Origin of the sequence: Rhizobium leguminosarum, from assembly GCF_001679785.1 — a bacterium.
Classification (GTDB): Bacteria; Pseudomonadota; Alphaproteobacteria; order Rhizobiales; family Rhizobiaceae; genus Rhizobium; species Rhizobium leguminosarum_R.
The window spans coordinates 39,849-52,986 of sequence record NZ_CP016291.1 but is presented as its reverse complement, the minus strand read 5'-3'; the positions used below and the strand labels follow the sequence as shown (position 1 = coordinate 52,986).

General features: G+C 60.6%; 10 protein-coding genes and 1 pseudogene. 7 read left to right on the top strand and 4 right to left on the bottom strand.

All coding sequences use genetic code 11. From position 1 onward, the window contains the following. Positions 1-7: 7 nt before the first annotated feature. Positions 8-1,951 (top strand): glycoside hydrolase family 127 protein, encoded by a 1,944-nt coding sequence (locus BA011_RS37290; RefSeq protein WP_065284505.1) that lies wholly within the window; start codon positions 8-10, stop codon positions 1,949-1,951. A 9-nt stretch (positions 1,952-1,960) separates the two neighbouring features. After that, positions 1,961-3,061, top strand: coding sequence for an ABC transporter ATP-binding protein (locus BA011_RS37285; RefSeq protein WP_065284504.1), 1,101 nt, complete (start codon positions 1,961-1,963; stop codon positions 3,059-3,061). A 50-nt stretch (positions 3,062-3,111) separates the two neighbouring features. Here BA011_RS37285 and BA011_RS37280 read toward each other — a convergent pair whose 3' ends face one another. Then, complete coding sequence (locus tag BA011_RS37280; RefSeq protein WP_065284503.1) at positions 3,112-4,023, bottom strand: dihydrodipicolinate synthase family protein; 912 nt, start codon at positions 4,021-4,023, stop codon at positions 3,112-3,114. A 149-nt stretch (positions 4,024-4,172) separates the two neighbouring features. Here BA011_RS37280 and BA011_RS37275 point away from each other — a divergent pair, with 149 nt between their 5' ends. After that, a complete protein-coding gene (locus BA011_RS37275) occupies positions 4,173-4,877 on the top strand; it encodes a GntR family transcriptional regulator (protein WP_065284502.1) in 705 nt (234 codons plus the stop codon). Between the two features lie 122 nt (positions 4,878-4,999). Here the strand turns inward: BA011_RS37275 and BA011_RS46725 are convergent. Continuing rightward, positions 5,000-5,137 (bottom strand): annotated as a pseudogene (locus BA011_RS46725) (proline iminopeptidase); the annotation flags it as partial. Between the two features lie 121 nt (positions 5,138-5,258). On the opposite strand from BA011_RS46725, the gene BA011_RS37265 reads away from it, so the two are divergent. After that, a complete protein-coding gene (locus tag BA011_RS37265; RefSeq protein ID WP_065284663.1) occupies positions 5,259-6,401 on the top strand; it encodes a M24 family metallopeptidase in 1,143 nt (380 codons plus the stop codon). Positions 6,402-6,709: 308 nt separating this feature from the next. After that, positions 6,710-7,450 carry a DUF4231 domain-containing protein gene (locus BA011_RS37260; RefSeq protein WP_065284662.1) on the top strand — a complete coding sequence of 247 codons (741 nt, stop codon included), beginning with the start codon at positions 6,710-6,712 and terminating at the stop codon, positions 7,448-7,450. Positions 7,451-7,552: 102 nt separating this feature from the next. Here BA011_RS37260 and BA011_RS37255 read toward each other — a convergent pair whose 3' ends face one another. Together BA011_RS37255 and BA011_RS37250 are read right to left on the bottom strand one after the other, a co-directional pair. After that, positions 7,553-8,890, bottom strand: a complete 1,338-nt coding sequence (locus BA011_RS37255) for an alpha-L-fucosidase (RefSeq protein WP_065284500.1) — start codon at positions 8,888-8,890, stop codon at positions 7,553-7,555. Between the two features lie 27 nt (positions 8,891-8,917). Next, the gene (locus tag BA011_RS37250) at positions 8,918-9,853 is read right to left on the bottom strand and encodes a LacI family DNA-binding transcriptional regulator (protein ID WP_065284661.1); all 936 of its coding nucleotides are present in this window, start codon (positions 9,851-9,853) and stop codon (positions 8,918-8,920) included. Positions 9,854-10,115: 262 nt separating this feature from the next. Here BA011_RS37250 and BA011_RS37245 point away from each other — a divergent pair, with 262 nt between their 5' ends. Continuing rightward, positions 10,116-12,041: an ABC transporter substrate-binding protein gene (locus BA011_RS37245; RefSeq protein ID WP_065284499.1), complete on the top strand. Its 1,926-nt coding sequence runs from the start codon at positions 10,116-10,118 to the stop codon at positions 12,039-12,041. Between the two features lie 102 nt (positions 12,042-12,143). After that, the gene (locus BA011_RS37240) at positions 12,144-13,130 is read left to right on the top strand and encodes an ABC transporter permease (RefSeq protein ID WP_017958352.1); all 987 of its coding nucleotides are present in this window, start codon (positions 12,144-12,146) and stop codon (positions 13,128-13,130) included. The last annotated feature ends 8 nt before the right edge of the window (positions 13,131-13,138 follow it).

The following is a 13,138-nucleotide window of genomic DNA, read 5'->3' as shown; positions in this document are numbered from 1 at the left end:
AGTCCTCATGACCAGCTCACCTCGCTTTCAACCGGCACGCGCTGCGGGACGGCAGCGATACAGGCCTGCCGACCATTCCGGTGTCGTATTCGATGGCGGTTTCTGGCAGAGCTGGACGGAGACGGTTCGCAACGTCACCATCCCGACGCAGCACAAGCGGCTGGAGGAAGAGGGATTCCTCGAGGTGCTCGATTTCGACAAGCCGGCCGGGCCGCTAGTGCGCCCGATCCAGCCGAGCGGGCTGTCGATGCAGCATTTCTTCGATTCCGATTTCGGCAAATGGATCGAGGCCGCAAGTTACACGCTGAAGGCTCACCCGAATGCTGCGCTCGAAGCGAAGATCGATGCCATCGTCGAAAAGCTCGAAAAAGGGCAGATGGCGGATGGCTACCTCAACAGCTGGTTCATTCGCCGCGAGCCGGTCAGGCGCTGGACCAACCTGCGCGACCTGCACGAGATGTATTCGATGGGCCACTTGCTGGAAGGGGCCGTCGCCTACTACGAGGCGACGGGAAAGCGTCGTTTCCTCGACGTGATGATCCGCGCCGTCGACCATATCATCGCCACCTTCGGTGCCGAGCCCGGAAAGCTCAGAGGCTACGATGCCCATGAGGAAATCGAGCTGGCGCTGGTCAAGCTCTATCGCGTAACGCGCGATCCGCGGCATCTGAAGCTTGCGACCTACTTCGTCGACGAACGTGGCCGCATGCCCTCATATTACGACGAGGAGGCCCGCAAACGCGGCGAGAGCCCTGATGGTTACGTCTACAAGACATATGCCTATAGCCAGGCCCATATGCCGGTGCGCGACCAGCACCAGGTCGTCGGACACGCGGTCCGCGCCATGTACCTGTTTTCTGCGATGGCGGATCTCTCCCATGAAAATGACGATCCGACATTGAAGGAAGCCTGCGACCGGCTTTTCGACAATCTGGTCAGCCGCCAGCTCTACGTGACCGGCGGCCTTGGCCCATCGGCATCCAATGAAGGGTTCACCCGGGAATTCGACCTGCCGAACGAGACGGCCTATGCCGAGACATGCGCAGCCGTCGCGCTCGGCTTCTGGAGCCATCGCATGGCGCAGGTCGATCTCGACAGCAAGTTCACCGACAGACTGGAAACGGTGCTCTACAACGGCGCGCTTTCCGGCATCTCGCGCGACGGCGAACATTATTTCTATGAGAACGTCCTTGAAAGCCACGGGCAGCACCGCCGGTGGAAATGGCATTACTGCCCCTGCTGCCCGACCAATATTGCCCGTTTCATCACGTCGCTCGGCCAATATTTCTATTCGACTGATGATCATGAGCTCGCCGTCCATCTCTACGGCACCAATTCCGCCGAGCTGACAGTCGGCGACAGCTTCGTGCGCCTGGTACAGGAGACGCAATATCCCTGGGATGGCGACATCAGCCTGCGGTTCGCCGTCGAGCGGCCAAGCCGGTTTCAACTTCGTCTTCGCATCCCTGGATGGTGCAGGCAGGCGCAGATCTCGGTCAACGGCATTGCCGTCGATCTCGATCAATGCGTGACGAAGGGTTATGCCGCAATATCAAGGGAATGGCGCAATGGCGACGAGGTCCGCATTTGCTTCTCGATGCCGGTCGAGCGCATCTACGCACATCCTGCCGCCTCCGAAGACGGCGGACGCGTCGCGCTGCGGCGCGGGCCTGTCGTCTATTGCATCGAGGAGGCCGACCTCGGCGGCGAGCCGCAGCGGCTCCGCCTGCCGGCATCTGAGGAAATTTCTGCCCGTTACGATGCCGCGCTTCTCGGCGGAGCGACCGTGCTCGAAGGCACCGCGCTCGAAGCCGATATAGCCGATTGGCAGAATGCGCTCTATCGCACCGCGCCTCCCTCGCTGAAAGAGCGGCCCTTCACGGCGATCCCCTATCACCTCTGGGCCAATCGCGAGCCCGGAGCGATGGCGATCTGGTTGCAGGAGGTCTAGGAGAAAACCATGGCACGACTGGAACTCAGGAGCATCGTCAAATCCTATGGCATCTACGAGGCCGTGCGCGGCATCAGCCTCGACATCGAAGACAATGAATTCGTCGTTTTCGTAGGCCCGTCGGGATGCGGAAAATCGACGACATTGCGCATGATCGCGGGTCTCGAACACATCACCGGCGGTGAGATTGTGATCGGCGACCAGGTCGTCAACCGGCTCGGCCCGGGCAAACGCGATATCGCCATGGTCTTTCAGAACTACGCGCTCTATCCGCACATGACGGTGCGGGAGAATATTTCGTTCTGCCTGGAGCAGCAGAAGCTCGCCAAGAGCGAGATCGACGCCCGTATCGTCAGGGCGGCGGAAACCCTGCATATCAGCGAGTTGCTCGGCCGACGCCCGGGCCAGCTTTCGGGCGGCCAGCGCCAGCGCGTCGCGATGGGACGCGCGATCGTGCGGAACCCGAAAGTCTTTCTCTTCGACGAACCGTTGTCCAACCTCGATGCTAAGCTTCGCGTGCAGATGCGCACGGAGATCAAGCGGCTGCACCAGCTGTTGCCGACGACGACCGTCTACGTCACGCACGACCAGGTCGAGGCGATGACCATGGCGGATCGTGTCGTGGTGATGAATGGTGGCATCATCGAACAGGCGGGACCGCCGCAGGCGCTCTATCATCGGCCCGTCAGCCAGTTCGTCGCCGGCTTCATCGGCTCACCGTCGATGAATTTCCTGTCCGCGACGCTGCTATCAGGAGTGAAGGGTCTCGTCGTCAAACTGACCGACGGCAGCGAGCTTCCGGTGCCGGAGGCGCGCGCCGGCGACTACGCCAGCCATGCCGGCAAATCAGTGGTGTTTGGGATCAGGCCGGAATCGATCACCGAGCGCCAGGCCCGTCCTGGTTATGCCGACATCGAAGCGAAGATCGATCTTGTGGAACCACTCGGGCCGGAGACCATGGTCTATTTCGGCATCGGCGAGGCAAGCCTTTGCGCCTGCATCGATCCCGAGAGCGGGCCCAGGCCGATGTCGACGATGCCGCTCTCGTTCAACATGAACCGGATGCATCTGTTCGATCCGGCGACCGGCCGGTCGCTGGCGCTTGCCTGAACCGCAAACACGGAAAGGCCGGCAACCGCTGGGTCGCCGGCCTCGTTGTATCAGGCGGCCTGGCGGATATTCGAGGGACGCGTGGCGGCGGCCTTCTCGACCATCGCAGTGACTTCAGCGCGGCGGACGCCCGAAAGCGGCAGGCGCGGCATGCGAACGCGTTCCGAGCCGCGGCCCATGATCTGCTCGGCAAGCTTGATCGACTGGACGAGGTCGTGCTCGGCATCGAGGTGCAGAAGCGGCATGAACCAGCGATAGATCTTGCGGGCCTCTTCCCAGTCGCCGCGTTCGGCGGCGGCGACGAGCTGCACCGATTCCTGCGGGAAGGCGCTGGTCAGGCCGGAGACCCAGCCCTTGGCGCCGAGCATCAGGCCCTCAAGCGCTACGTCGTCGAGACCTGCGAAGATATCGAAACGATCGCCGAATTCATTGATGAGATCGGTGAAGCGGCGCGGATCCGGCGCACTTTCCTTGACCGCCTTGATGTTCGGCACGTCGGCAAGCACCTTCAGCACATCGGCGCCGATATTGACGCGGTAGGCTGGCGGATTGTTGTACAGCATGATCGGCAGTGAGGTCGCTTCGGCGACGGTGCGGAAATGCGCGATCAGCTCTTCGGGCTTCGGTACATAAACCATGGCCGGCAGCAGCATCAGGCCGTCAGCGCCGAGCTTTTCGGCGTCGCGAGCATAGGCGACGGCACGGCGCGTGTCGAATTCGGACACGCCCGTCACCACGGGAACGCGGCCGTTGACGACCTCGACGGCAGCTTTCAAGATCGTGCGCTTCTCCTCGGGGTCCAGCGAATTGTTCTCGCCGCATGTGCCCATGACGATCAGCCCGTTGACGCCATCGTTCACGAGCGCGTCCTGGACACGCTGGGTGGCGGTCAGATCCACGGAAAGATCTTCGTTGAATTGCGTCGTTACGGCGGGAAATACGCCCTTCCATCCTGTTGTCATCGATCGAGCCTCGTTAAATTAGCTGCCTTATATACAAACTGTCGACAAGATTCAATGTTGTGATCTTATAAATTTGAGGCCCCGAAGAGCCGGCGTTGCGAGAATCGGCCGAAACGAAATACAAAGCTCTAACGAAAGAGGGCAGACGGATGCGGAACGACGCGGAAAATGTGCGGGTGCGCGGCTCTGGCACACAGAGCGTCTATGTGACGCTCAGGCAGGAAATCCTGTCGATGGCGCTGGAACCCGGCAGTCCGCTCGATGAGGTGCGGCTGTCGGAACGTTTCCGGATGTCGCGGACTCCCATTCGCGAGGCGCTGTTGCGGCTCGCCGCCGACGGGCTCGTTACGACGCTGCCGAACAGGAACACGATCGTTGCGACGATCGATTTCGCAAGCCTGCCCACCTATTTCGAAGCGCTGACTCTGATGTACCGGGTGACGACGCGCGGCGCGGCGCAACGGCGAAACGGCGAGATTATGAAGACCGTCCGCCGACATCAGAAGGACTTCGCCGAAGCCGTTGCCGCGCGCGATGCCTATGCGATGATCGAGGCGAACCGCGAATTTCACGTCGCGATCGCCGAACTTGCCGGCAATCCCTATTACACGGCCTTCTTCGCCAGGCTGCTCGACGAGGGCCGCCGCATCCTGCGCCTTTACTACTCGACATTCGACGACCGCCTGCCGCGCCAGTATGTCGATGAACACGAGGAGATCATAGCCGCGATCGAGGCCGGTGACGTCGAGCGGGCCGACCGGTTGGCGATCGCCCACGCCGGGCAGATCGTCCGCCAGATCCAGGAATATATCGCCCGCGACCTGGACCGGCCGGTAGCGATCAGCATGTCCTGATGCGACGAGAGCAATGAACCATTCCAGCCTCAGGAGGCGAGGGGCCCGCCCTGCTCCCTGACCAATGTCATCAGCCTGCGCAGGACAGCCGCCGACTGGCGAACGCCGTCATGTTCGAATTCGTCGCGACGGCGGGCGGGATCGCACACTTCACGTGCAAAAATCCGGATCGTCTCCCCCTCCGGCTTCGACCAATCCAGGGGAGCGTCGACCATATGATCGCGTATCAGCATGCCCGGTATGGTGTATTCGACCGCCATCGCTATCTCCTCATTTTCATGTCGACATATTGCCTACAGCGGCATTAGTGTCGGTTCAAGATCCTGGCTGCAAGGCAAGGGCTTCATCGATCCGGAAGCGCAGGAAAAGCAGGAAAACAACATGTCGTGGCAGCACCCCGTACCCCGCATCACTGAGGATGAACGGCAGACCCGCCTCGCCAGGCTTCGGAAAGCGATCGAAGCCGAAGGGCTGGCCGGCCTGCTTCTTGGGCCGACCGAAAGCCTGCGTTACTTCACCGGGCTCGTCTGGCATCAGAGCGAAAGGTTCCTCGGCGCGCTCGTCACGCCCACGACCATTTCCTACATCGTTCCGGGGTTCGAGCGCAGCCGTGTCGAAACGCTGCCGCATCTGCCGGGGGAAATCCTGGTCTGGGAAGAGGAGGAGAGCAGCGCTGCTCTCATCGCCCGCCTTGTTGCCCAGGGCGGCAGACTTGCCCTCGACGATGGTTTGCCGCTTTTCTTCTATCATGCATTGGCAGCGGAGATGGGCGCGGCAAGGCTTGCCGATGGCGGGCGGCTGATCCGCGACCTGCGTTGCATCAAATCGGCCGCGGAGATTGCCCTCATTCAGTATGCGATGGACCTGACGCTTGACGTCCACAGGCAAGTGCACGGGCTTTTGAAGCCGGGCATCAAATCATCCGAGGTGGTCGATTTCATCGACCGGCAGCATCGCCAGGCCGGCGCCGATGCCGGCTCGACATTCTGCATCGTCTCCTTCGGCGCGGCGACCTCGCTTCCGCATGGCGCCGACGGCGATCAGGTCCTTGGCCGCGACGACGTCATTCTCATCGATACCGGCTGCCGGATCGACGGTTATCATTCCGATATCACCAGGACCTATATGCTGGAGGGCGGCGAAAGCGCGTTCGAACGGGCCTGGTGGATCGAGCGCGAGGCGCAACAGGCCGTCTTCGACGCAGCCCGGATCGGTGCCGCCTGCTCGAGCCTCGACGATGCGGCCCGCAAGGTGCTTGCCAAACACTCGCTCGGCCCCGACTATCGCCTACCGGGTTTACCGCATCGCGCCGGTCATGGCCTCGGACTTGAAATCCACGAGGAACCCTACATCGTTCGCGGCAACGACGCGCCGCTTGCCGCCGGCATGTGTTTTTCCAACGAACCGATGATCGTCTTCCCCGGGAAATTCGGGATCCGGCTGGAAGACCATATGTACATGACCGCCGAGGGACCACGCTGGCTGACCAATCCGGCGGCGGGACCGACCGAGCCATTCTCCTGAGCAGGTCCCATCTCCTGCCCGCTCAGGCAGCGCCGGTTTTCAAGTGGCTGTCAGGCGGCTGACGATCGCTCACGCCGCGCAGATCGTCCGACAGAACCAGGAATATATTGCCCGCGATCTCGGCCAGCCGCTGGCGATCAGCGTAGCCTGAAGCGACCGGATTGAAGACGCGGAGGCTGCCCCGGCCCGCACATTAGCGAGGGTAGCCGGAAATTCGATCCGTAAAGTATTACTTCACAAACGTTACTTGCTTTCTGGCGTGGTAAAAGGTTTACTATGGTTAACCCTATAGTCTCGAGGATAGGATGATGGATTTGTTCAGAAGGGAGGGGGATGACCGCGCTCAACTGAAGAAAATGACACTGAATGGGAGATATAGAAATATAGCAGCGATGCTTTCGATAGCAGTGGTTGCCCTGTCTATATTCTTGATATCGTTTGGTGCTTTAATTGAATTTTTTCAACCTGCGTTTTTGTCAAACGTCATTCTCGACGACGTCCCTTTGCACTACATCGCCTGGTTCATGATTACCTTCGGGATCACGATCGCCGTCATCAACGTGATTTTGGCGGCAAGGCGGGAGATCGAGCAAGAAACGGCCGAAAGCATGCTTCCATCGGACGCAGCCGAGATCAAAAGGCAGGCTTTGCGTGACCTTCGAACACATCGAAACGGCTATGCGCGCTCCTCCAAGGTCAATCAATATCTCTGGAATTTTCTCACATTGGGGATCATCGTGTTGAGCGGTCTCTCATCGTTGTTTTCCGCCTATGGCCCGGTCGTCCCCAATTGGCTGCCAATGACCGCTTCCGCGCTCGTGGCACTTTTCGGCGTGATAATGGTTCAATTTCGCGTCAGGGATGTCTGGCAATTGAGAGAGCAGGGAAGGATTGAAGCGGAGGTGCTCGTCGCCGATGCTCACCTCATCGAGACAACGGACAATCTTGCAACGCTCAAACAGGCAGCCGCCCTCAGAAGGCGCGCCCATGCGCTCGAGATGAAACAACTCAACCAGCTCTTCGTGGAAACCACCGAAGCCAATCCGTAAGCCACTGTCGGCAGCTGGCGGGGCCGACGGAGCCGTTTATCTGAGCGGGCAGCCCCGCCCGCTCAGGCAATCTATCTCAGCTGCGCGATCATCCGCCGCCCTTTAATCCTGAATGCCGGAGGTGCTCCCCGCCTTGAGCTTGACCTCGACGACCGGGACGACGATCTGAGGTCGGCGCACCGGCAGGACGAATGTCATTTGATCATCACCGACGGGGAACTGAGTGTTCGCCCATAACGTATTGGCGGACGGGCGCAGCCAGGTGACCTCGCTGCCATCATGCAGGAATTGCGCATATTCGACTTTCCCCGCCAGCGCATCGAAATGCAGATGGCGATAGGGCCAGTTGAAGAGATGGATGTAGAGACGATCGCCATTCTGGGTCAGGCGGCAGTCGGCCGGAGCGGCGAAATCCGACTGGGTGCAGCCGACGATGCTGCGCTCGTGCAGTGCCATCCACTCCTCATAAGCAGCAAGGGCTGCAATCGCACGGTGATCGAGCGTGCCGCGCGCCGTCGGCCCGACATTCATCAGCAGATTGCCGCCCATGGCAACGGTGCCGACCAGCATCTGCACCAGTTGTTCCGTGCTTTTCCAAGTGTCCTCGTCGCGGTGATAGCCCCAGGAACCGCTGAGCGTGTGGCACGCTTCCCAGACGACGCGCCTGCCATCGCGGAGCGGCCGGGCGCGCGGCATATACTGCTCCGGCGTGACGATGTCGGGCTGCAAGCCGGCGAGATCGAGCCGATTGTTGATGATGATGTCGGGGGCAAGCTCGCGCACCAGGCGCACGAGCTTCTCGCTTTCCCAATCCTGATGGCCCTTTCCAACCAGGTCTCCGAGCTTCCACTGCGGATAGCTGAAGTCGAACCACATGATGTCGATCTGCCCGAACTCAGTCAGCAACTCGCGGACCTGTTCGCGCATGAAGGCGGCGTAACGCTGCATATCCCGGCCTTCGTTGATTTTCAGCGCATCGGGATGATTGCGCTGCGGGTGGCGCGGATCGACCGTGAAGTCGGGATGATGCCAGTCGATCAGCGAATAGTAGAACCCGATCCTCAGGCCCTCCGCACGGAAGGCGTCGACGAAGGGGCCGAGCAGATCCCGCCCATAAGGCGTGTTGGTCACCTTGAAGTCGGTGGCCTTGGTATCCCAGAGGCAGAAGCCTTCATGGTGCTTGGTCGTCAGCACCACATATTTCATGCCCGCAGCTTTCGCGCGTCTCGCCCATTCGCGGGGGTCGTAGAGATCGGGATCGAAATAATCGAAATATTTCTGGTAGTCGGCATCATCAAGTTCTTCGCGGCTCTTGACCCATTCATGGCGTGCCGGCAGGGCGTAAAGCCCCCAATGCACGAACATGCCGAACCGGTCGTGAACGAACCAGGCCTTCTTCTCCTCAGGCAGGGCCAGTGCCTGCAGATTGTTGATATCCATCGAATATTTCTCCTGTTGATAGGGAGTTCAGGTTGTTTCGCGGATAATGAGCTCCGGCACGATGACGATGCCGTGCTGACGGTTTCTGGTGGCGATGCGGCTGAGCAGCAGACGCACGGCTTCCTCCCCCATTTCGCGTTTTTGCACCCGCAGGGTGGTGAGCGCCGGAGACAGCAGTTCGGCAGTCGGGATATCGTCGAAACCGATCAGGGCGATTTGCCCGGGGATCGAAACGCCGGCGGCCCGGCAGGCCTTCATGGCGCCGATCGCATTGAGGTCGTTGTAGCAGACGAGAGCATCGACGCCTTGCGCCTCCGCCAGCAATTGCGCGGCCGCCGTTTGGCCGCCTGCCGCGGTGGGATCGCAATAAACGATGCCTTGCGCCTTAAGCCCGTGGGCCGCCAGCGTCTTGCGAAAGCCGACAAGACGGCTCTTGCCGCCGAACGAACTGCGCGGCCCGGCGATGATCGCGATCCTGCGGCGCCCGCGCTCGACCAGATGGTCGATGGCACGCGACGCTCCCGTCTCGTAGTCGGTGACGATCGTGCCGGCGACCTCGTTGGGCGCCTCGCGGTTGATGAGCACCACGGCACGGTGGGGCGCAAGCGCCTTATGCAGCGCGGCATCGGGCAGCCGCGCGCTGCAGACGATGATCCCGTCGACCCGGTGCCGCAGCAGGGTTTCGATGAGTTCTTCCTCCCGCTTGCTGTTTTCGACGACATTGGACAGGAGCAGGTTGTAGCCGGCGGCGCTCGCGGCATCCTCGGCTCCCCTGATGACTTCGGGGAAGAACGGATTGGTGATGTCGGGAACGAGAAGGCCGATGGCCTTCGATCGATCGGACCGCAATCCGCGCGCAAAGGGATTGGGCCGGTAATTGAGTTCGCTCGCCGCTAAAATAATCCGCTGGCTGGTCTCCGCGCTGGCTCCGCCCCGATCATTGAGCACGCGCGATACCGTCATCGGCGACACCCCTGCGGCACGAGCGACATCGGCAATGGTTATTTTGGATTCTGGCTCTTTGGGGCGGCTCAACTGGATGGTCTCATTAAAAGGAGGAGGAATTTACGATAACGATAACTAACACAATTTCCGGGAAAGCCAAGGCTGCTATGGCCAATGATAAGGCGTCGAGAATCTCTTTGACAAGATTTAACGGTAACGATAACGTTAGAGAAAGAGGAGAATACATTAACGATAACCTAGAGAATATTGGGAGGAGAGAATGCAACACGTCAGAATCTTAAGACGGCAGGTCGTCTCGACCGTTGCCGCGGCGATCCTCATGGGTGCCGGCTGGGCCGGTGTGGCATTCGGCTTTGAGGAGTCGCCGGAACTGAAGGCGCTGGTCGACGCCGGCAAGCTGCCGCCGGTCGAAAAGCGGCTGCCCAAGGAGCCGCTGGTGCTCACTCCGCTTGAATCGGTCGGTACCTATGGCGGCACCTGGCGCACGGCCACCTTTGGCGGTGGCGACAGCGAGATCGAACGTTCGATCGGCTATACGAGACTGGTCCGCTGGAATCCGGAATGGACCGAGGTGATCCCCGATCTCGCCAAGAGCGTCGAGGTCAATGCCGATGCCACCGAATATACGTTCATCTTGCGGGAAGGTACACGCTGGTCGGACGGCGAGCCCTTTACCGCGGACGATCTTGTGTGGTGGAACGAGAACGTGCTTCGCAACACCAAGATCACCCCTGCCGCACCCAACTGGCTGACCGCGGGCGGAGAGACCGTCAAGGTCGAAAAGCTCGCCGACGACAAGGTCGTCTTCAAATTTGCCGCGCCGAACGGCCTGTTCCTGATGAACATGGCGACCGTGCGCGGCTCCGATATTCTGGCGGCCGCACCGGCGCACTACCTCAAGCAATTCCACAAGGATTTCAATCCCGACGGCATCGAAGCCTTGGTGAAGGCAGCCGGCGCAACCGACTGGGTCCAGCTCTTCAACAACAAGATCGGCTTTCCCGGCCGCTGGCGCGATCTCGGCCGTCCAACACTCGATGCCTGGGTGCTGACCGCGCCCTATAACGGCACCACCCAGGTCGTCGCCGAACGCAATCCATACTATGCCAAGGTGGATACCGCAGGAAACCAGCTGCCTTACTTCGATCGGATCACCATCGATGTGATGCAGGATACCCAGGCGATCATCCTGAAGGCGATCAGCGGCGAAATCGACATGCAGAACCGCTTCATCGAGACGACGGACGCCCGTACGGTGATCGTGCAGAACCAGGAGAAGGGCGGCTACGGCCTGTTTATCGCCCGACCGGCGTGGTCGAACGCCCTGCTGATCACCCTGAACCAGACCCACAAGAATCCGGCCTTGCGCGCTGTTTTTTCCAACAAGGATTTCCGCATCGGCCTCAGCTATGCCATCAACCGCGAAGAGCTCAACCAGCTGATCTATGCCGGGCAGGCCAAGCCCTATCAGGCAGCGCCGCGTGAAGGCACTGCGCTCTACGACGAGAAGATGGCGACGCAGTATCTGGAGTATAATGTCGATCTCGCCAATCAGTATCTCGACAAGGCCGGCCTTACCAAACATGACGCCGAAGGCTACCGCCTCGGTCAGGACGGCAAGCGGATTACCTTTGCGATCGACGCCTTGACCGGAAGCCCGATCCAGGTGGACGCCCTCGAGATGATCCAGCGCTACTGGCGGGCTGTCGGCATCGACATGCAGCCCCGCCCGGCCGAACGTTCGCTGATCTTCTCCCGCCTGCAGAACAATGAGAATGACGGCCTGGGATGGGTTGGCGGCGGTGGCTACGACTTCCTCGGCCTGCTCGATCCCAAATGGTATTTCCCGCACGAATACGAATCGAGCTTTGCGACAGCCTGGGGCCTCTACTACCAGAACCCCAAGGATCCGAACGCGCAAGAACCGAGCTCCGCTGCCAAGAAGCAGATGGATCTTTACCGGCAGGTGAAGGAAGCGCCGACGCTCGAAAAGCAGTTGGCCGCGATGAAGGAACTGCTGGCGATCACCCGTGACGAATTTTACGTCATCGGCACCAACCTGGAGCCGGACCGCGTCGGAATCGTCAAGACCAATATGCGCAATGTCCCGAAGGTCATTCCCAGCACATCGTTCTACATGACGCCGGGACCGGCAAAGCCCGAGACCTTCTACTACCAGCAATAACGGAACGCGACCGACAGGGATGGCGCTCGCGGGCGCCATCCCATCGACACCAGCCCAGTCCCAATCATCCGATCGGCGATCGCCGATTGAAGGAGCTTGACCATGGCCGGCTTCATCATCAGACGCCTGCTTTATATGATCCCGATGATGTTTGCGATCTCCGTCGTGACCTTCATCATCATCCAGTTGCCGCCCGGCGATTTCCTGACCGCGCTGACCGCGCGTCTGGCCTCCCAGAACGAAACGATCGATCCCAGCGTCATCGCCGGCCTGCGTGAGCGTTATGGCCTCGATCAGCCCTGGGCGGTGCAATACTGGAAATGGATCAGCGGCATCCTGCTGCGCGGCGATTTCGGCCAGTCGCTGGATTGGAACAAGCCGGTCAGCGAGCTGATCTGGGCCCGGATGGGCCTGACGATGGTGGTCTCGGTCACCACGCTGCTCTTCGTCTGGGCGGTGGCCTTTCCGATCGGCATCTATTCGGCCGTGCGGCAATATTCGGTGGGGGATTACGTCGCCACCTTCTTCGGCTTCCTCGGCCTTGCCATCCCGAACTTCCTGCTGGCGCTGGTGCTGATGTATGTTTCGGCACAGTATTTCGGCCAAAGCACCGGCGGGCTGTTTTCGCCCGCCTATATCAACGCCGTCTGGAGCTGGGCCAAGCTCGGCGATCTCATCTCGCATATGTGGATACCGGTCGTCGTGCTGGGCACGGGCGCCACCGCGGCGCTGATCCGGATCATGCGCGCCAACCTGCTCGACGAACTCAACAAGCCCTATGTCGATATGGCCCGCGCCCGCGGCTTGAGCGAAATCCGGCTGCTGTTGAAATATCCGGTGCGGGTGGCGCTTAACCCGTTCATCTCGACCGTCGGCTGGGTGCTGCCGCACCTCGTCTCCGGCTCGGTGGTGGTCTCCATCGTTCTCAGCCTGCCGATCACCGGGCCACTGCTGCTCAATGCCCTCTTTGCCCAGGACATGTATCTGGCCGGCACGTTCATCCTGCTGATGAGCATGCTGACGCTGATCGGCACGCTGATCTCAGACCTGCTGCTCGCCTGGCTCGATCCACGCATTCGCAACGGCTGAAGGACCAT

Bases quoted from the DNA above. Each gene is read 5' to 3' on its own strand.
- BA011_RS37275 (WP_065284502.1), top strand. From the start codon at position 4,173: ATGCGGAACGACGCGGAAAATGTGCGGGTGCGCGGCTCTGGCACACAG.
- BA011_RS37290 (WP_065284505.1), top strand. From the start codon at position 8: ATGACCAGCTCACCTCGCTTTCAACCGGCACGCGCTGCGGGACGGCAG.
- BA011_RS37240 (WP_017958352.1), top strand. From the start codon at position 12,144: ATGGCCGGCTTCATCATCAGACGCCTGCTTTATATGATCCCGATGATG.
- BA011_RS37255 (WP_065284500.1), bottom strand. From the start codon at position 8,890: ATGGATATCAACAATCTGCAGGCACTGGCCCTGCCTGAGGAGAAGAAG.
- BA011_RS37285 (WP_065284504.1), top strand. From the start codon at position 1,961: ATGGCACGACTGGAACTCAGGAGCATCGTCAAATCCTATGGCATCTAC.
- BA011_RS37265 (WP_065284663.1), top strand. From the start codon at position 5,259: ATGTCGTGGCAGCACCCCGTACCCCGCATCACTGAGGATGAACGGCAG.
- BA011_RS37250 (WP_065284661.1), bottom strand. From the start codon at position 9,853: ATGACGGTATCGCGCGTGCTCAATGATCGGGGCGGAGCCAGCGCGGAG.
- BA011_RS37245 (WP_065284499.1), top strand. From the start codon at position 10,116: ATGCAACACGTCAGAATCTTAAGACGGCAGGTCGTCTCGACCGTTGCC.
- BA011_RS37260 (WP_065284662.1), top strand. From the start codon at position 6,710: ATGGATTTGTTCAGAAGGGAGGGGGATGACCGCGCTCAACTGAAGAAA.
- BA011_RS37280 (WP_065284503.1), bottom strand. From the start codon at position 4,023: ATGACAACAGGATGGAAGGGCGTATTTCCCGCCGTAACGACGCAATTC.